Source organism: Pseudomonas brassicacearum (assembly GCF_000585995.1).
Lineage (GTDB): Bacteria > Pseudomonadota > Gammaproteobacteria > Pseudomonadales > Pseudomonadaceae > Aquipseudomonas > Aquipseudomonas brassicacearum_A.
In genome coordinates this window covers 4,976,245-4,995,393 of the sequence record NZ_CP007410.1, presented here as the reverse complement: position 1 = coordinate 4,995,393, position 19,149 = coordinate 4,976,245, and the positions used below count along the sequence as shown (strand labels likewise).

17 protein-coding genes are annotated in these 19,149 nt (G+C 59.3%); 3 read left to right on the top strand and 14 right to left on the bottom strand.

The window, feature by feature from the left end; translation table 11 throughout:
• Positions 1-5: 5 nt before the first annotated feature.
• The 6 genes from CD58_RS21305 to minC form a co-directional block, all read right to left on the bottom strand.
• Positions 6-188: a hypothetical protein gene (locus tag CD58_RS21305; RefSeq protein WP_025214992.1), complete on the bottom strand. Its 183-nt coding sequence runs from the start codon at positions 186-188 to the stop codon at positions 6-8.
• A 267-nt stretch (positions 189-455) separates the two neighbouring features.
• Entirely contained in the window at positions 456-1,745 is a 1,290-nt protein-coding gene (locus CD58_RS21300; RefSeq protein WP_025214991.1) for a M18 family aminopeptidase, read from the bottom strand.
• A gap of 244 nt (positions 1,746-1,989) precedes the next feature.
• On the bottom strand, positions 1,990-2,625 hold the full coding sequence (locus tag CD58_RS21295) for an RluA family pseudouridine synthase (protein WP_025214990.1): 636 nt from the start codon (positions 2,623-2,625) through the stop codon (positions 1,990-1,992).
• Positions 2,626-2,807: 182 nt separating this feature from the next.
• The gene (gene minE, locus CD58_RS21290) at positions 2,808-3,062 is read right to left on the bottom strand and encodes a cell division topological specificity factor MinE (RefSeq protein WP_003179111.1); all 255 of its coding nucleotides are present in this window, start codon (positions 3,060-3,062) and stop codon (positions 2,808-2,810) included.
• Positions 3,062-3,874 carry a septum site-determining protein MinD gene (gene minD, locus CD58_RS21285; RefSeq protein ID WP_025214989.1) on the bottom strand — a complete coding sequence of 271 codons (813 nt, stop codon included), beginning with the start codon at positions 3,872-3,874 and terminating at the stop codon, positions 3,062-3,064. The genes minE and minD overlap by 1 nt, the downstream gene beginning before the upstream one ends.
• 200 nt (positions 3,875-4,074) lie before the next feature.
• Positions 4,075-4,812, bottom strand: a complete 738-nt coding sequence (minC, locus tag CD58_RS21280) for a septum site-determining protein MinC (protein WP_025214988.1) — start codon at positions 4,810-4,812, stop codon at positions 4,075-4,077.
• A 118-nt stretch (positions 4,813-4,930) separates the two neighbouring features.
• Between minC and CD58_RS21275 the strand changes: the two genes are divergently transcribed.
• Together CD58_RS21275 and CD58_RS21270 are read left to right on the top strand one after the other, a co-directional pair.
• Positions 4,931-5,863 (top strand): lipid A biosynthesis lauroyl acyltransferase, encoded by a 933-nt coding sequence (locus CD58_RS21275; protein WP_025214987.1) that lies wholly within the window; start codon positions 4,931-4,933, stop codon positions 5,861-5,863.
• A gap of 41 nt (positions 5,864-5,904) precedes the next feature.
• Positions 5,905-7,065 (top strand): patatin-like phospholipase family protein, encoded by a 1,161-nt coding sequence (locus CD58_RS21270; RefSeq protein ID WP_025214986.1) that lies wholly within the window; start codon positions 5,905-5,907, stop codon positions 7,063-7,065.
• A 157-nt stretch (positions 7,066-7,222) separates the two neighbouring features.
• Here CD58_RS21270 and CD58_RS21265 read toward each other — a convergent pair whose 3' ends face one another.
• From CD58_RS21265 to puuE, 6 genes are all read right to left on the bottom strand, one after another.
• Complete coding sequence (locus CD58_RS21265; RefSeq protein ID WP_025214985.1) at positions 7,223-8,008, bottom strand: outer membrane protein OmpK; 786 nt, start codon at positions 8,006-8,008, stop codon at positions 7,223-7,225.
• A 334-nt stretch (positions 8,009-8,342) separates the two neighbouring features.
• Positions 8,343-9,644 carry a urate hydroxylase PuuD gene (locus CD58_RS21260; protein ID WP_025214984.1) on the bottom strand — a complete coding sequence of 434 codons (1,302 nt, stop codon included), beginning with the start codon at positions 9,642-9,644 and terminating at the stop codon, positions 8,343-8,345.
• Between the two features lie 51 nt (positions 9,645-9,695).
• Positions 9,696-10,199, bottom strand: coding sequence for an ureidoglycolate lyase (locus tag CD58_RS21255; protein ID WP_025214983.1), 504 nt, complete (start codon positions 10,197-10,199; stop codon positions 9,696-9,698).
• A 147-nt stretch (positions 10,200-10,346) separates the two neighbouring features.
• The gene (gene alc, locus CD58_RS21250) at positions 10,347-11,342 is read right to left on the bottom strand and encodes an allantoicase (protein WP_025214982.1); all 996 of its coding nucleotides are present in this window, start codon (positions 11,340-11,342) and stop codon (positions 10,347-10,349) included.
• 55 nt (positions 11,343-11,397) lie between these two features.
• Complete coding sequence (gene uraD / locus CD58_RS21245; protein WP_025214981.1) at positions 11,398-11,913, bottom strand: 2-oxo-4-hydroxy-4-carboxy-5-ureidoimidazoline decarboxylase; 516 nt, start codon at positions 11,911-11,913, stop codon at positions 11,398-11,400.
• The gene (gene puuE / locus CD58_RS21240) at positions 11,910-12,851 is read right to left on the bottom strand and encodes an allantoinase PuuE (RefSeq protein ID WP_025214980.1); all 942 of its coding nucleotides are present in this window, start codon (positions 12,849-12,851) and stop codon (positions 11,910-11,912) included. Before puuE ends, uraD begins: the two co-directional genes overlap by 4 nt.
• Positions 12,852-13,265: 414 nt before the next feature.
• Between puuE and uraH the strand changes: the two genes are divergently transcribed.
• The gene (gene uraH, locus CD58_RS21235; protein WP_025214979.1) at positions 13,266-13,619 is read left to right on the top strand and encodes a hydroxyisourate hydrolase; all 354 of its coding nucleotides are present in this window, start codon (positions 13,266-13,268) and stop codon (positions 13,617-13,619) included.
• 94 nt (positions 13,620-13,713) lie between these two features.
• Here the strand turns inward: uraH and CD58_RS21230 are convergent, their stop codons facing one another.
• A complete protein-coding gene (locus CD58_RS21230) occupies positions 13,714-15,162 on the bottom strand; it encodes a hypothetical protein (protein WP_144238602.1) in 1,449 nt (482 codons plus the stop codon).
• Between the two features lie 167 nt (positions 15,163-15,329).
• Positions 15,330-19,052 (bottom strand): calcium-binding protein, encoded by a 3,723-nt coding sequence (locus CD58_RS21225; RefSeq protein WP_025214977.1) that lies wholly within the window; start codon positions 19,050-19,052, stop codon positions 15,330-15,332.
• Positions 19,053-19,149: the final 97 nt, after the last annotated feature.

Sequence of the window (19,149 nt, the reverse complement as noted above, 5' to 3'; positions counted from 1 at the left end):
TGAGCTCAGGCTGATTCGTTGAGCTTGGCCAGGATCTTGAACAGCACCGTGGCGAGGATCAGCAACATGCCGATCCACATGGCAAAGACTCCGACGTTCTTGTCACGGAAGTTGAAACCGATGGCCAGCAGGATCATGCCGGCGATGATGGGCACCAGCATGGCGTTGAACGAAGACATGGAAATCATGGTGACAGCCTTGTCGGGGGGGATAAGGCCAGTCTAGTTGGGGTTTTGTCGGGTTGTGGTGATGTGGGTCACATCACCCCCCAATCCAGAGGCGAACACTCTTGTGGCGAGGGGATTTATCCCCGCTGGGTTGCGCAGCAACCCCCTACGCCCTACCGGATAATCGCGGTGGTTGGTGGATTCTGGGACTGCTCCGCAGTCCAGCGGGGATAAATCCCCTCGCCACAAGTGTTCATCTGCCTTTGCTCCAAACCGGTCCAGCTGCGGCTAAGGCAACTCACGACAGGCATAAAACGCACTCAACACCTTCACCAAATGCGCGAGGTCATGGCTGCCGCACAACTCGCGGATCGAGTGCATGGCGAAGGTCGGCAGGCCGATGTCCACGGTGCGCACGCCCAGCTGGCTGGCGGTGATGGGGCCGATGGTCGAGCCGCAGCCCATGTCGCTGCGTACCACGAAGCTCTGCACCGGGACTTCTTCGGCCATGCACAGGTGACGGAAGAACCCGGCGGTCTCGCTGTTGGTGGCGTAGCGCTGGTTGCTGTTGACCTTGATCACCGGCCCGGCGTTGAGTTTGGGGCCGTGGTTGGCGTCGTGTTTGTCAGCATAGTTGGGGTGCACGCCGTGGGCATTATCGGCAGAGACCAGCAGGGATTTCTGGATGGTCCGTACGAACTCTTCCCCTTCCGGTAGCAGACGCCGCAAGGTCTGTTCAAGCATCGGGCCGTCGGCACCGCAGGCTGAGCAAGAGCCGACTTCCTCGTGATCGTTGCACACCAGCACGCAGGTTTCTTCAGTGTCGGCATTCAGCAAGGCTTGCAGGCCGGCATAGCACGACAGCAGGTTGTCCAGGCGCGCACCGGCAATGAAGTCGCCATGCAAGCCAATGATCGCGGCGCTTTGGGTATCGTAGAAGCTCAGCTCGTAGTCGAGCACCACGTCGGCGTTCAGGCCGTGTTCGCGGGCCAGTTGATCGGTGAGTACGGCGCGAAAGTCGACGCGTTCGTCACCGGCGAACTGGGCAAGGATCGGGGGCAGTTCATTCTGCGGGTTGATGGCCCAGCCCTGGTTGGCTTCGCGATTGAGGTGGATGGCCAGGTTCGGAATCGTGGCGATGGGGGCCTTGAAATCGATCAACTGGCTCTCGACCTTGCCGTCACGACGGAAGGTCACGCGGCCGGCGAGGGACAGGTCGCGGTCGAACCACGGTGCCAGCAATGCGCCGCCGTAGACTTCCACGCCCAGTTGCCAGAAACCGTGGCGTTGCAGTTCCGGCTGGGGCTTGACCCGCAGGCAGGGGCTGTCGGTGTGGGCGCCGACCAGGCGGATGCCATCGTGCAGCGGTGCGTTGCGGCCCAGCTTGAAGGCGATGATCGAGGAGTCGTTGCGCGTGACGTAATACCGGCCGTTGGCCTCGGTGGTCCAGGTCTCGCGTTCGTCAAGGCGCTGATAACCTGCCGCTTCCAGGCGCTGGGCAAGGCTGGCGGTGGCATGGAATGGGGTGGGGGAGGCCTTGAGGAAATCGATCAGGCCTTGGTTCAACTCTGCGCGCATAAAAAGCTCCAGACAGCGATGGGCGGGAGTTTACCGTATTGGTGGTCGATGGGGAGGGTGAGGTAGGGATATGTGGGTGACTTGGATTGTTGACCGGTGGCGAGGGAGCTTGCTCCCGCTGGGCTGCGCAGCAGCCCCAACAGCAGCAACCCAATCGAGCAGACTTTCCGAGGTGTCAGTCTTTAGGGCCGCTTCGCGCCCCAGCGGGAGCAAGCTCCCTCGCCACAGGGGGCTGTGGTGTGTTTCAGAACGGTGCCGGGCACTCGAAGCGCAGGCGCTCGCCGCTTTGCGGATGGGTGAAGCTCAGCATGCTGGCGTGCAGGCACAGGCGTGGCCAGGCGGCGAGGGCCTGCGGATGGGCGTAAAGCCCGTCGCCCAGCAGCGGGTGACCGATGGACAACATGTGTACGCGCAACTGGTGCGAGCGCCCGGTGATTGGCGTCAGTTCGACACGGCACCAATCGCCGCAACGCTCCAGCACCCGCCAGAAGGTCAGGGCGTGTTTGCCGTGTTCGTGGTCCACCACGTGGCGAGGTTTGGTCGGCGGGTCGTAGCGCAGGGGCAGGTCGATGCTGCCGCTGTCCAGCGCCGGCTGGCCCCAGCACAACGCCGTGTAGGCCTTTTCGGTTTCTCGATCATGAAACTGCCGAGACAGTTCGCGATGCGTGTCCGGGTCACGGGCCAGCAGGATAATGCCGGAGGTTTCCCAGTCCAGTCGGTGCACGATTCGTGCTTCCGGATAGCCGTTTTCCTGCAGGCGGGTGATCAGGCAGTCTTTGTTGTCGTCGGCCCGGCCGGGCACGGACAGCAGCAGGGTCGGCTTGTCGACCACCAGGACGGCGGCGTCCTGATGGATGATGCGGATATTGGAGAGGGGCATTGAAACAGTCTCGTACAAACGCCAACGGCGGCCGGGTCCCGCCCCTTGTGGGAGCGGGCTTGCTCGCGAAAGCGGTGTCTGAGGCACATTGATATTGAATGTGCCACCGTCTTCGCGAGCAAGCCCGCTCCCACAAAAAAAGGCTGTGGGGACCCGAGCCGCCGTGGCTCCCGCAGGATCTATCAGCGATCCGGCAGGGTGATATTGAGTTCCAGAATCGAGCAGCTGCCCTGGCTTTCCAGCGCCACATGCACGTCATCGCTACCGATGTTGACGTACTTGCGGATCACTTCCACCAATTCCTTCTGCAAGGCTGGCAGGTAGTCAGGGGTACTGCGTTGGCCGCGTTCGTGCGCCACGATGATCTGTAGACGCTCTTTCGCGACCGAGGCGGTACTGGGCTTCTTGTTGGCACGAAAGAAGTCAAAAAGGTTCATTACCTACCTCCAAACAGGCGCTCGAAGAAGCCTTTCTTCGTTACATCGAGGAAACGATGCTCCACGGTTTTGCCCAGCAGGCGATCGACCGCATCGCTGTACGCCTGACCGGCGTCGCTCTGGTCGTCGAGAATCACCGGCACGCCGGAGTTAGAGGCCTTGAGTACCGCTTGGGATTCCGGAATCACACCCAGCAGGGTGACCGCCAGGATTTCCTTGACGTCTTCGACGCCGAGCATTTCGCCGTCGCTGACCCGTTGTGGGTTGTAGCGGGTCAGCAGCAGGTGTTCCTTGATCGGCTCCTCGCCTTGCTCGGCGCGACGGGATTTGCTCGCCAGCAGGCCCAGCATACGGTCGGAGTCACGTACCGACGAGACTTCCGGGTTGGTCACGACAATCGCTTCATCGGCGAAGTACATGGCCAGGTGGGCACCTTTCTCGATACCGGCCGGGGAGTCGCAGACCACGAACTCGAAGTCTTCCTTGAGTTGCATCAGGACTTTTTCCACGCCTTCCTGGGTCAGCGCGTCTTTGTCGCGGGTCTGACTGGCGGCCAGCACGTAGAGGTTCTCAAGACGCTTGTCCTTGATCAGGGCCTGCTGCAGGTTCGCTTCACCGTTGACCACATTGACGAAGTCATAGACCACGCGACGCTCGCAACCCATGATCAGGTCGAGGTTACGCAAGCCGACGTCGAAGTCAACGATGACTGTTTTGTGGCCGCGCAGAGCGAGGCCGGTACCGATAGCGGCGCTGGTGGTGGTCTTACCCACACCACCCTTGCCGGATGTAACCACGAGAATCTTGGCCAAGGTGTTTCACCCCTAAGGAAAAAGGACTTTGTCAGCCCTGAAAAACATCTCTGGAAAACTGCTGCAATTGGACAGGCTTGGCTGGAATCGGATGGTGGGCGGGGTCTACCTCCGGTAAACACTGCCTGATCCTGTTTCCTACGTCGTTTAAGCCGTTTTCGCTACGTTTTAGAGATGCTTGGAAAATGCGGCAGTATCCGTTAAAGCCGAATGATGTTCAACACGTCGCCCGACAGGCTGACCTGGACGCCGGCCCCCCACAACGGGTCGCGGCGTAGATCCTCGGAAACCTTGTACTGCCCGGCGATGGAGACCAGTTCAGCGCTCAATTGCTGACAGAAGATCCTGGCTTTCGTATCACCCTTGACACCGGCCAGCGCACGGCCGCGCATCGGGCCGTATACATGGATATTGCCATCGGCCAGAAGTTCCGCGCCTGGGCTGACCGAGGACACGATGACCAAATCGCCACCCTGGGCATAAATCTGCTGTCCGCCGCGTACGGGCGAGGTGATGACGCGGGTGGGCTTGATGGTGGGCTCCGGTGGTTTTTCCGGGGCTTTCTTCGCTTCGACCGGGTTGAGCTCCAGCAGACGCTCCCGGGCACCGGACGGCGGCAGCACCGGAATGTCCACGGCGATGGCGGCGGCGATGTCTTCGATGCGGCTGGCGCGGATCGCCAGGGTGCGCAGGCCATGCTGGCGGCAAACGCGCATCAGGCCCGGCAGGTCCACCGCGCCTTCGCCGGCCGGCAGCTTGTCCAGCGCCAGCACCAGCGGGGCATTGCTGAAGAAGTTCGGGGCCTGGGCGACTTTGGCCGCCAGCTGCCGGTCGAGGCTCTCCAGGTCGTTGCGGGCCAGTTCCAGCACCGTAATGGCGAGCATGCTGCCCTTCAGCTGGAACACGGGATCTTGGTCTAGCGGTTCGGTTTGGCTCATGGTCGGCGTACAACGGCTTGTCACTAAAAGTGCCGAGACTTATAACGAGAACGTCCGCCAGCCGCAACCCGGGTCGAACAATGTAGAATGCGCGGCCCATGCCTTTGTGGAAGCTTTAATGGATCGCCCGCGTTTACGAGCTGCTTTTTTTCATCCGCGTTTCTGGCTGCTGTGGTGCGGCCTGGGGCTGTTGTGGCTGATCGTCCAGTTACCTTATCCGCTGCTGCTGCGGGTAGGGCGTGCACTGGGTGCGCTGATGTACCGGGTGGCAGGCGACCGACGGCGCATCGCCCGGCGCAACCTGGAACTGTGTTTTCCTGAAAAATCCCCTGCCGAGCGCAAGCGTTTGCTCAAGGAAAACTTTGCCTCCACCGGCATCGCTTTTTTCGAAATGGCCATGAGCTGGTGGTGGTCGCGTTCGCGCCTGGCGAAGCTGGCCCATGTCGAAGGACTGGAACATCTCAAGCAGGCCCAGCGCGAAGGCAAGGGCGTGATCCTGATGGCGTTGCATTTCACCACGCTGGAAATCGGCGCGGCGCTGCTCGGCCAGCAGCACACCATCGATGGCATGTACCGCGAGCACAAGAACCCGCTGTTCGACTTCATCCAGCGCCACGGCCGCGAGCGGCACAACCTCGATTCCCTGGCGGTGGAGCGCGACGACGTGCGAGGCATGCTCAAGTTGCTGCGGGCCGGTCGGGCGATCTGGTATGCGCCGGATCAGGATTACGGCGCCAAGCAAAGCGTGTTTGTGCCATTGTTCGGTATCCAGGCCGCGACGGTCACCGCCACCAGCAAGTTCGCCCGCCTGGGCAAGGCGTTGGTCGTGCCCTTCGTCCAGGAGCGCTTGGCCGATGGCAGCGGCTATCGTCTGGTGATCCAGGCGCCGTTGGAAGATTTCCCGGGCGAGACCGAGGAAGCCGATTGCATCCGCATCAATCAGTGGGTAGAGCGCTCGGTGAGCGATTGCCCCGAGCAATACCTCTGGGCTCATCGGCGCTTCAAGAGCCGTCCGCCGGGTGAGCCGAAACTGTACGAAAAACGCGGTTGAGTCCGTTTTTTTGAGCCGCATCTTGAGCACGGAGTGTTGCGATGACCCCAGCTGAACCGGTTACAGGTTTGATTCTTTCCGGCGGCGGGGCTCGGGCGGCGTATCAAGTGGGGGTATTGGCGGCAATTGCCGAATTGCTGCCCGATGGGGCGCACAATCCATTTCCAGTGATCGTCGGCACTTCGGCCGGGGCGATCAACGCGGTCAGCCTGGCGAGCGGGGCGATGGACTTCAAGACTGCCATCGAACGCCTGACCGCCTTCTGGCAAGCGGTGCGCAGCCATCAGGTGATGCGCAGCGACTGGCGCGGCGTGATAGCGCAGGCGACGCGTTTCATCACCCACAGCCTGCTGGGCCTGGGGGCCAAGTTGCCGGTGGCGCTGATCGACAGTTCGCCATTGCGCGAGCTGCTCCAGGCACAATTCCACGGCTCGGGTATCGAGCAGGCCATCGCTGAGCAGCAATTGCGGGCAGTGGCGGTGACGGCGTTCGGTTATGAATCCGGCCAAGCCGTGACGTTCTATCAAGGGCGCGGCACCATCGACGCCTGGCTGCGACACCGGCGCATCGGCGTGCCGACGCTATTGTCGGTGGAGCATTTGCTCGCCAGCTCGGCGATTCCCTTGTTATTTGCACCGGTCAAGATCGGCCCGCAATACTTCGGTGACGGCGCCGTGCGTCAATCGGCGCCCATCAGCCCGGCCCTGCACCTGGGGGCCAATCGAGTGCTGGTCATCGGCGTCAGCGGCAACCCGCGTGGTGCGGGTGGGCAGGATCCTTTGGAGCGCAGCTACACCGGACTGCAACCGACCCTGGCGCAGATCGGCGGCCATATGCTCAACAGCACGTTCATTGACAGCCTGGAAAGCGATATCGAGTTGCTTCAGCGCCTGAACGGCTTCAGCCACCTGTTGCCCGATGATGTACCGGCCCATGCCTTGGGGGCGGCGCCGGTGGAGGTGCTGGTGATTTCGCCCAGCCAGCCCATCGATGAAATTGCGGCCCGGCATCGCCAGGAACTGCCTCGTGCGCTGCGGGTATTTCTGCGCGGGCCGGGCGCGACCAAGACCAGCGGTGCGGGGGTGCTGAGTTACCTGCTATTCGAGGCGGGGTATTGCAGCGAGCTGATCGAGCTGGGACGGCAGGATGCGTTGGCGCAGCGTGAGGCGTTGAGCCGGTTTTTGGGGTTGGCTCAGGGGTGATTCCATCCCGAGCCCCTGTGGGAGCGGGCTTGCTCGCGAAGGCGGCTGCACATTCAACATCAGTGCAAGCTGATCCACCGCTTTCGCGAGCAAGCCCGCTCCCACAGGGGATTTGTGGCGGGCTCCAGGTTCGGGATTAAGCTGAGACTGAATCAGGTCAGAAGTGATACTTGAGCAAGAAGCTGGTGTTGCTCTGGTTGGTCTTGAACCCTTCGCTGTCTTCGATCCCGTACTTGTTCTTCCAGTAGTCATATTCCACGCCCACATACAACTGCTTGGCGCCGAGTTTCAAGGCCTTGCCCAGGTCATATTTGATCTGCGGGTTGATGTGCAGGTTGGCGTGGTAGGTGCCCTTGGAATTGCTGTCGTTGTCCACCACCCAGTCGATGAAACCGTCGATCAGGAGGTCGGATGAGCCCATTGGAATGGTGTAGGCCCAGGCCGGGGTGATCTGCCAGACATTGTCGCCGGCGCGTGGGCCTTCGGTCTGGCGGTTGTAGAAGTTCAGCTGGAAGTAATCGAAGCCGGGAATGGCCAGGTCGAAGCCCGGGCCAATCAGGTAGGACTCGTTGTCGCCTTCGCCGAACTCATAGGTCATGGCCAGCAGCACGTCCTTGATCGGACCCAGTTCCAGCTTCTGGTCGAAGATCTTGCCGAACGACAGGCGCGGGCTGAACTCACCGTAGTAGGTGTTCGGGCCGGACTGGCTGTCGTCCTGGCCGTTGTAGAAGATCCGATCGAGGAAGAAGAAATTGTCCCCGTATTTCCAGGCGTCGGCGTGTTCGAAGGTCACGGTCTGCTGGATGCGTGGGTTGACCTGGAAGTCCTTGCCATAGAGATAGGTCAGGCTGTTGTTCTGCCATTGGAACAGGTCATCTGCCATCGCCTGGCCCCCCGCCAGCAAGGATCCGGCGAACATCAGGCTGGTGCACGTACGTTTCATTCGGTTTGCTCCCAAAGGTAAGTGGTACCGCAATTTTTTAAGGTCAGCGCTCTGGTGTGGCGCTGTTTTCCGACGTAGAAAAACATCCGTTCGGTCAGCTTTTCGTTTGTGGCAGATGCTGATAGCAAGAGCTGCGCCAAGGCCGGAAAAAGCTCGTCCAGCTATTTGGAACAGTCGAAAATATCCCCCGTGATGCCGGGGTAAGTTGGCGTTTCGGTCAGGATTCGATGGTTTTTACGGTGCCCGGATGCGAACGGCCGCGCAGGATACAGGCTTGCCCTGACGGGCTAAAGTGCCCTGCAACGGCGCATTCGCGGCGAATTTGGGGCGCGGCTCAGTTGGTGCGCGCGCCCTGGTTGATCCAGGCGCCGATCAGGTCGCGCTCCTGCTGGGTCATCTGGGTGATGTTGCCCAAGGGCATGATCTGGCTGGTCACGGCCTGGGCCTGGATGCGCGCGGCCTGTTGCTGGATCTGCTGCGGCGTATCGAACATCACGCCCCCCGGCGCCGCGCTGAACAACGGGCTGGTGGGCTTGGCCGAGTGGCAGACCGAGCAGCGTTCCTGGATCACGCTGTGGACCTTCTCGAACGACGGGCCTTGGGCGTTGGCGGCCTGGGTGGGCGCCGAAGCCGGTGCGGCAGGGGCCGTCGCCGGTTTTGCGCCACCGCCCACTGCCGTTTCCGGCAACGGTTGGTACTCGATCACGCCGGGTGCCTTGGCCACTTCCGGTGCGCTGGGCATCGGTTTGGGACCCGTGACATACGCCAGGCAGATCATCGCCAGGGCGCCGACCGGCAGCGTCCAGGCAAACCGGTTGCTGTCATGGCGCGTGTTGAAGTAATGCCGCACCAACACCGCCGCCACGGCGATACCGGCCAGGATCAACCAGTTGTACTGGCTGCCGTAAGTGCTCGGGAAGTGGTTGCTGATCATGATGAACAGCACCGGCAGGGTGAAGTAGTTGTTGTGGCGCGAGCGCAGCAGGCCCTTGGCCGGCAACGCTGGATCGGGCGTGCGGTTCTCGGTGATGGCCGCCACCAGCGCGCGCTGGGCCGGCATGATGATGCGGAACACGTTGCCGACCATGATCGTGCCGATGACAGCCCCGACATGCAGGTAGGCGCCGCGACCGCTGAACACCTTGCTGAACCCGTAGGCGGCGGCGATCAACAGCACGAACAGGATCAGGCCGAGCAGGGCAGGGCGCTTGCCCAGGGCCGAGTCGCACAGGAAGGAATAGACGAACCAGCCGACGAACAACGAGCCGATGCCCAGGGCGACGCCTTCGAGGCCGCTCAGGCCGCTGCCGGGGGCCAGCAGGTACACGGTCGGGTTCCAATAGAACACCACGCACAGCAGCGCGATCCCCGACATCCAGGTGAAGTAGGCTTCCCACTTGAACCAGTGCAGGTTGTCCGGCATGGACGGTGGCGCGAGTTTGTATTTTTCCAGGTGATAGATGCCGCCGCCATGGATGGCCCACAGGTCACCGGCCAGGCCGCTTCGGGGGTTGACGCGATTGAGGTTGTTTTCCAGCCAGACGAAGTAGAACGACGCGCCGATCCAAGCCACGCCAGTGATCATATGAACCCAGCGTACGCTCAGGTTCAGCCATTCCAGCATATGTGCTTCCACAGTCTTTACCTCTCGCCCGTCACGCTTGTTTTCGCGTGATCGGACCTTCTCTTATTGGTGGGGGGCGAGGATTAGAAATTCATCCTCTTTGAAAAAATGCTCATCGCAGTTATTGCCTGTGCCACTGCGATCAACCACCAGGAAGTCATCCCGCTTTTCGATCGTCAGCACCGGGTGGTGCCAGACGCCGCGATGGTAATTAATGCCCTGCCTGCCATTGGTGACGAAGGCGCGGACCAAACCTGATACAGGTGCATCGCCAAGTGGCGCGACCACGATCAGAAAGGGGTTGCCGAGCAGCGGAATGAACGCCTGGCTGCCCAGCGGATGGCGCTCCAGCATGCGCACGGTCAACGGCATCTCCAGCGCGTCGGCGCGGAAGATACTGATGATCGCCTTGTCGTCTGGCGTGGCGGTTTCCACCGTCGCCAAGCGATGGAAACGCATGGTCGAACCATTGTTGATCATGAAGTGATCGCTGCCGTCGGTTTCGATCACGTCACCGAACGGGGCGAAGGCTTCTTTGGTCAACGGTTCGATCTTGAGTGTGCGCATGCTGGTCTTCTTATCCAAAAAAATCTGTGTCGTTTGTTCAGCTTTTGTGGCGAGGGAGCTTGCTCCCGCTGGACTGCGCAGCAGTCCCATTTTGAGGGCCGCTTCGCGACCCAGCGGGAGCAAGCTCCCTCGCCACAGGTGCGGTGTTTACTTCGATACCTTGCCCAACACCCGCAGACGACTCACGCCACCATCCGGGAACACATTCAGGCGGATGTGGGTGATCGGTCCCAGGGCCTTGATCTGCTCGGCGAAGGTGTGCTCGGCGTGCATCTCCAGCTTCTGGCTCGGCAGCAGTTCGCGCCAGAACAGCGACTGGGTTTCGATCTGGCTGTCGGTGCCGCCCTTGACGAAGGCGCCCTGGATCGAGCAACTGTCCGGGTAGTTGCCCTTGAAGTGCAGGGTGTCGACGACGACTTGCTCAACGGTGCCGGCATGGCCCAGGGCGACGATCACCCAATCATTGCCCGGGGTACGCCGACGGGCGGTTTCCCAGCCGTCGCCCATGTTCACGCCACGACCCGGGTTGAGGATGTTGCTCATGCGGCCGAAGTGCTCGTCGGAGCAGGCCAGGGCACGGCCTCCGTTGAGGGCGGCGGCCAGGTCGATCTGTTCGTTGTCGCCGACGGCCGACCAGTCGCGGTACGGAATGCCGTAGACCCGCAACCGGGCCACGCCGCCATCGGGGTAGATGTTGAAACGCAAGTGGCTGAAGGCCTGGTCGTTGCTGATCTCATGGTAGTGGTGGCTGTTGCCTTGCAACTCGACGGCCGACAGCACTTCCGTCCATTGGGTGTTTTCGTCCGGCTCGCCTTCAGTCAGGAAGCAAGCTTCGAGGGAGGCCGAGGGCGGGTAATTACCGGTGAAGAATGAGGTGTCGATGTCCACGCCTTTGATCGAACCCGCCACGCCCAGGCGGATCACTGCGCTGTCGTAGCCTTCGAAACGCTTGCGGCGCGACTCCCAGCCGTCCATCCACTTGCCGTTGTCATCAAACACACCCTCCTTCCAGACGGCCGGGGTCGGCTGGAACAGACGGTTGGCGTCGGCGAACCAGTCATCTGTGACCGAGATGATCCGGGTGCCCAGGCGGGCGTCGGCCAGGTTGACGAACTTCTCGAAAGGTACGGCGTAAGCTTTCATTCTTCTTGTCTGCCTTTAAATAAGTTGGCTGGGGATGCTTGCAGGAGGCTGCTCGCTAAAGGGTCAGTAGTCGGAACAACGCGATCTTGTTGATCTCTGCCAGCGCGCATTTGAATTCGGTGTCTACCGAGTGATGGATGCGCGTTTCGAACGCCGCGAGGATCTGGTGCCGGTTGCTGCCTTTTACCGCCATGATGAAGGGAAACTTGAACTTGGCCTTGTAGGCGTCGTTCAGCTCGGTGAAGCGTTGAAACTCTTCGGCCGTGCATTGGTGAATACCGGCGCCGGCCTGTTCGTTCGTGCTGGCTTCGGTCAGTTGGCCCTGGACGGCGGCTTTGCCGGCCAGGTCCGGGTGAGCGTTGATCAGGGCCAGCTGGCTGGCGTGATCGGCGCTCAACAGGATATCGCTCATGCGCTGGTGCAGGTTTTCGATCTGGTCGATCGACGGGTCCTGGCCCAGGTCGAACGCCTTTTCGGCGACCCATGGCGAATGTTCGTAGATATCGGCGAAGGCGTTGACGAACGCTTCGCGGCCCAAGGTGGAAGGCTTGAGCGTCTGGAACGCAGTCATTTCGACGCTCCTGGTTTCACCGCTTCCGGGCAGGGGTGGGTCTGCTGCCAGTGGCGGGCGATGTCGACACGACGGCTGAACCAGACCTGCTCGTGGCCCTTGGCGTATTCGAGGAAACGCTTGAGGGAAGCAAGGCGGGCCGGGCGGCCGATCAGCCGACAGTGCAGGCCGATGGACAGCATCTTCGGCGCCTCGGCACCTTCGGCATACAGCACATCGAAGGCGTCCTTGAGGTATTGGAAGAAATCGTCGCCCTTGTTGAAACCCTGCACTTGGGTGAAGCGCATGTCGTTGGTGTCGAGGGTGTACGGGATCACCAGATGCGGCTTGCCGTTGGGCGTGTTCGGCTCCCAGTAGGGCAGGTCGTCGTCGTAGGTGTCGCTGTCATAGAGAAAACCGCCTTCTTCCATCACCAGCCGACGGGTGTTGGGCCCGGTGCGGCCGGTGTACCAGCCCAGCGGGCGCTCGCCAGTGATTTCGGTGAGGATGCGGATCGCTTCGAGCATGTGCTCGCGTTCCTGGGCTTCATCCATGTATTGGTAGTCGATCCAGCGATAGCCGTGGCTGCAGATTTCGTGACCGGCGGTGACCATGGCGCGAATGAGGTCAGGATGGCGCTGGGCGGCCATGGCCACGGCGAAGATGGTCAGGGGAATGTCGAATTCCTTGAACAACTTGAGGACCCGCCAGACACCAGCACGGCTCCCATACTCGTACAGCGATTCCATGCTCATGTTGCGTTCGCCCTGCAGCGGTTGCGCCGCGACCATTTCCGAGAGGAACGCTTCGGACTCCTTGTCACCGTGCAGGATGTTGCGCTCGCCGCCTTCCTCGTAATTGAGCACGAAGGACAGGGCGATGCGGGCATTGCCCGGCCACCGGGGATGGGGAGGGTTACTGCCGTAACCGATCAGGTCGCGTGGGTAGTCAGCGCTCACTGCAGTCTTCCTTCTTGTTCGAACCATGTTGGTGGCGCCTTGGATATGTGTCACAGGCTGGCGTCACGACGATGGGGTGATTGTATACAACTTTATGTGCGATTTGTAAGCCTGATTTTTTGCATTTTTCAAGGCGCCTCCTGGCTTGTCTACACTGCAAGAAACCTGCCCCACCTGGTCAATTAATCGGTGGAAGGATAACGTATCCGTTGGCTTGGCTTCAGATTGGACAGAAAGCATGGTCGGAACAGGTGCGGGGGAAATATCTGTTTTTTATTGTGTACAATTTTCTTTTAAAGTGTCTTAATTCGTTCATCGCCGTGACGTTTCCTGCTCCGAAACGGTGCGGCCTGTCTTTCAACTGATTCAGGAGGCGTCGGGCCGGGCTGCCCAGCAGCGAGGCTCGCACAATCTATGGGACGTTTGACTACTCACGTTTTGGATGCCGCACACGGCTGCCCGGGCAGCTCGATCAAGGTCGAGCTGTACCGTGTGGAAGGTTCGCAATTGCACCTGGTCGCCAACGCGCAGACCAACAGCGATGGTCGTTGCGATGCGCCGTTGCTGCAAGGGGATGACTACCGTACCGGGGTCTACCAGATTCAATTCCACGCTGGCGATTACTACCGCGCCCGTGGCGTCCAGTTGTCCGAACCGGCGTTTCTGGATGTAGTGGTACTGCGTTTCGGCTTGTCGGCCGAGCAGGAGCATTACCACGTACCCCTGCTGATTTCGCCTTACGCCTATTCAACCTATCGAGGCAGTTGATCCCCGGAGCAACTGCCTTGTCCTGGAAGCGACTGCGCATAGCGCTTCTTTGGTTTTCGCCCGCCCACACTGCGGGCTTTTTTTTGCGGCGTATTTACAGCCTGGAATAGTCATCCCGGATGATAAAGACTGTGTCTGGAATGCCTGGACGGATTTCGGTACCGCCTCTGAGCCAGATGATTTTGTTGGCAGCGTGGGCCTCCCTGACGACTTTCGCCGCGGCTTCGCCGATCTGGTTTTCCAAGAGGACGCCGGCTGTATTGGGATCCAGGTACGTTGGCAGGGAAATCTTTGGGATCCTGGTGCGATGCAGGCTTATGAAAAATACATAGTCATGCCCTGCTCGTTGGAATACCAACGCTGGAAAACTATTGTAGGAGCTTGGCTCCATGACCGTGTAGCCATTGCGAGTCAGAAGGGCGGTCATAAAGCGTTTGAACTCCACGGGTGTGTACGTCGTTTGGAAAAACAGCCACTGTCGCTGGAACCGCAGGGGATCAAAATCCAGCCGCTCCAACGTCCCCGTTGAGGATGGGATGGGCAGCGTTATCGAGCGGGCAGCCCCTCTGGAAGAGGACGCGGTCGCAAGCGTCGGCAGCATCAAGAGCGGATCGGACCAGTGTGGATGCGGCGTGGGCGTCGCGTTTTTCCAGCTGTTGAAAATCTGCCGCAGGGCAGTCAAACCCGCGGCATCGGCGAACGGTGCGTCATTGGCGAGTTCAAATTGCTTTCTTGCGATGTTTTCCAGAGTGGTTGTCGTGACCTCTGGAAAACAATCCCTGACGTAAGCCGTCAGTGGTTTTTCAAAGGGAAGCCGGGCGTCAATTTCCCAATGGTTGTGCGGTGGGATTTGCACTGCGCCTCGGGGTTGCTCGTCAGGCGTATGCCTGAGGGTGGCTTCCAACAGATCAAAATCATAGGTGGGATGGGTGGGTGGCTGAATGTAGGCGATCGGGTGTTCGCGCGCGTCGCTGCGTGTCACCACCTTATAGTGAACATTGTCCAGGGTGATGAAGCCGGACACTGTGAACCTTGGGTCAATCCCCCAGTTTTTATTGAATACCTCTCGGTGCGCAATCCGACGCCATAGATGGCTGCCTTCCACTTGCTCCAGGCGTGGTCCGGAGGCGACGAGTTCGATGCCTGAGCGAGCTCTGTAATTCTGCTCCGAATCACGACCCAGCAGCACCGTTCCACCTTCTGAAAGATCGACATAAGTGCGTGTCCTGAACGTGCGGATTCCAGAGGTTGGGTCTGGCTCCGATAACATGGGCACCAGCTCGGGTGAGAGGTAATAGTTGTCCAGCGTTACCGAGAGGGGGGCATCACTGATGGCGGTCTGTGATGCCATTTCGGATATGCGAATGGTCGGGCGCTGAGATTCACGGGCTTCAATGGGATGCCCGGTTGGCGAGACGGACGCCTGATCGGTCCCATCTCCCCGCATTCCGAGCATTGTTTCCAGTGGCGTATCGCGACTGGAGTGAGGTGTATCAGGGGACGACTTTGGCATATTGGGCCGGGTGTTTCGTCTTGGACTCATTGAAAACGCCTGCTCTTAAGTATTGATGCTTCATGTGGCCATGAAGCGAATGGCCTGTCATATAGCTGGCAGGCCTCGGGCTTAAGAATGTTCATGGAAAACCAACAGGCAGGTGCACTACATATATATATGGCGTCTGAAAAACCTTCGAAAAAGAGTTGTGAAGGCTATGTACGTTTGGAAGAGGCCTCACCCAATGAGAGGAACCAATTCAGTTGAGAAAGCCTTATGCCGAAGACCGCGCTCAGTGCTAGCGCTCGGGCAAACCTCACCGAGTGTTCCAATGTGAAGCTCTCCATTAATTCAGTGCACTTTGTGCGCAACAAACGAAGGGCGTCATCACTCATGGGTGGGGTCTGATTGAGGCCTTCGCGAGCCAGATCCTGATAGATCTTGAGAGCGTGCTCACACAGGTTTGTTTTTCTCAGGTTCGCCGCCTCTATGACTCGGGACTTATCTGTATCAAGGGTCCATTTGCGGGTTTTGAGGTGATAGCTCAAGGTGCCAGGAGACCCATCCTTGACGGCAATGTGAAGCACCTTCAGTTCTTCGGATGTCAGGCTGGACAGTGCACTGGGCAATACTGCGCTGGGATCGGTGAGAGGGGCAAAATACCGGCCATCGAGCGCTTCCACATAAACTCGCTCAAACAGGCTGTCGACAGCATAAACGACTCCTTGGGCAGTAATGACGCGTACCTGGTCGACAAGGTCTTCGGTTTCATAGACGGGGAGATGAATGATCGCTGCGCCGATCTGCAGCAGGTTGGAGGACAGTTTTATCTCAACTTGACCGAGGTGCCTGGCGTCGAGCTCCCATGTAGAGGCGTTGGGTAACTGGGGATTGGCGCCGGCCAGTGCACCCGGCGTGGACAGGCGTAACGTCATGTCCGGGCTCAGGTGAACAAGGTAGGTGGAGCCTTCGCCAATCAGGACTTCGATGCCCGTCTGTTCCGCGGGGGATGTCAGCATGGCGCAGGTTGCCCTGCTGCCCATGTAGTGGGGTTTTTTGTCCAAGGGTTGTAGGTAGGCGTAGTTCTTTTTCGTCGGCGTGAGTGACTGTGACGCTTCTGTTTTCCACTCCACCGGATCTTTACCGATGAATGTTTCGTCCAGCAACAGATCATAGTCGGGCGAGGGTTGGACCAGGCGGTAGGACGAGCCATCCTTCATGATCAAGATAAAAGTATGGAGTGAACCCAGCGCGGAAAATGCACGCCGTCCTGTCTTGCTGCTTTGCGCGCTATAACGTTCATCGGAGCTTGCCAGGTTCTTCAAGACGACTCGGCGAACGCCAAAGTCTAAGGTCAGGCCACATTCGCCATATTTTATGGTGTCCCCTTCCTTTTCCTGAATGACGTGGGCGCTGTAATGAGCCTCGATACGTGTCAGTTCGGAGTGGGTGTAGTCCAGGTGGAGAGTGGTGGAGAATTTGCTTTTTTGTTTGACCTTGAGTGTGGTGAGTTCATGAGTACGTGAAACATAAAAACTCGTGTCCTTGTCATGGGCGATCTGTTGCTCGCTTCGCCCCTTCAGGAGGGTCGGGTTTCGCGGTGTTCCTTGCTGCACCACCATTGTTTCAATGTCCAGCGGGCTGCTGTCCGCGATCATGTCAGGCAGGTCGGGAACCAAATGGTAGCCATCCTGGGTGATGAACGTCAGCCTGTTGTTTTGTAAGCGCCTTGGATAATCAGTGTGTGCATAGACGTTCCTGATGGTGAGTTTGCGAAACTCCCTGTCGCTTGCATCAAAGCATGAAGTAATCACCAAGTGATTTTCTTCAATTTGCCAGCTTTCAATCAGGTCCGCTCTCCAGTCCAATGCGATGACGCTGTTGCCTACGCCGTCTTCGCTGATGGAGACACAGCCGGGTTTATGAGCGATGGCGTAGACATCATCGCCAGGTCCACCGTCTGCGTTGTGGTTGTTTCCATTCAGAATAAAAATCCGGTCATTTCCCGCGCCGGCCTCGATTGAATCATTGCCGCGGGATTTGATGATGTTTGAGCCGGCGGTACCCTTGATGACGTTAGCACCGCCCTCAGGGATTTCTACATGTTCAATGCCTTCAAGGACCGCATGGCGATAGTGTCTGCTCTCTGTGTCGTGACTGGCATGAGTGATGATGGAGACTTGCCCGGCCTCCAGGTCGACCTGATAACCCAGGCGTGGCTCCTGACTATTGCGGGTGCGGCCCGATAAAACGAGCGTGTCATTGCCCAAGCCACCCACCAGGGTATTCGTCGAAAGGGTTTGGCTTCCACTGAGGGATTCCGCCGAGCCCTCGAAGATAAAAACGTCATCCTTCACGCCGCCGGTGAGTTTTTTAACACCCGCCCCGTAGTGGAAGACATTTGGCTGGTTTTCAGCGCCTAGAACAGTGTCGTCGCCACCGCCGATATACCAATGGATGCCTTTATCTTGCGCCGACGTTTCAATGACTGCGCCGGGCGTCTGAGCAGTAACGCCATTACGCGCGTCGATCCGGTCGTCGCTGTCCTGGATCCTGGGACGTACTGTCGTCGCCTGGTATTTTTCTCCCGTCCACCAATTCCAAGTGCTGTACATCACCGTTTCGAGTTCTACGGTGAATGCACCGTTTACGATCGCTTCAGTGCTGTCTTTCAATGGGCCTTTGAGTAAGTACAAGGCATCGGCCCGCCGCCGCTTGGTATGTTCGGCAGTTGCCTTGGCGATGATGTAGCGATCCTGGATGTCTTTATCAGGGCTGATTGCCCAGAAGGCGAGCCAACCGGTACGGAGGCGCTCGTGTACGGTGAGTTCTATGTAGTCGTCGATTTCATCGACTTGACGAATCGCGCCCCAGATTTGTGATCCAACCACCAGGATAAGCCCCGCGGCAAGGCCCACAGGACCGGTCGAACTGAAACCTGCCAGTGCCGCTGTGCCGAGGGTCACGCTCATGGCCGCGCTGGTGACGCTCAAGGCGGCGCTGACGTAGTGATCGGTGGCTTCTTTGCCGGTGGCGCGGGCGGCGGCCTTGAAAGAGTCGACAGCGGCGATGATGTCGAAAGGCAGTGTCAGTACGCTGGCAATCAGGCTGCTTCCACGGGCGAGCCTTATGGCGAAGCCTGTGGTGGCAAAATCCCTGAGGGAGCCCTGGCCGGCCTTGATCATCTGAGTGGCTTGTCGGGTCACCGCTGCCTCGACACCGATCGAGGCCATCTCGGCCGCCACGCCGGCCCCGTTGAAGACCGTCTGGTAAGCGTCCTTGTTCTGGATGGCATCCTGCAGGCCTCGCAGACCGCTGTAGATGCCGAAGGCCTGGAGGCCAAGTCCGGTTGGGATGAGGAGGGTGCTTTTCGCTTGGCTCACCCAACTCATGGTTTGCGAGACCGTATGGAGGTTGAGTCTCTGGGCGGCGTTTAAAAGCTTTTCAAGCGTGCTTCGATAACCGGTTGGTTCGGCCTGTGTCTCAGGACTTCCCCTCAACAAGGGGCGCGCCGTGGGCCGACGTTGACTCGCTATTTCGAAAAGTAATGTGAGTAACCGATAGTCGTCCACGTCGGGGGTGAGCGTTATACGTGTTTCGATGGCAACGGCGCAGAACTGCAGGGAGTTCACAAAAAAACGATTGGGGATGCGGAAAAAAGTATTGTCCCCTGTCAGCGGTTGTCCATCGGTCGTTGCACCCAACGCGTCCAGGGCTGAACGGGTCACCTTCACGGCGCCGATAGAGAGCGGGCCATAAAGTTTATCTACGACGTCGAGTTGGGTCTGCCGATGTTTGTGTTCCGCGCTGAGCAGCGTTTTATCGGTCGCCCGGAAGTCGAGTGTTTCGACCGTGTATTCATTGGTATGAAAGCCCATGTCCGTAATGACTACGGCTTGGTCGTCAGAAACAGAGTCGGGATAAAAAACCTTGGCCATGGTGAACGTCCTTGTTCAACGATGATGTGAATGGCCCTCTATCTAAGGTGTTTTCCTGAAGGGTGTATATCGATTGGTTGTTGCCGTGTTTTGCAAA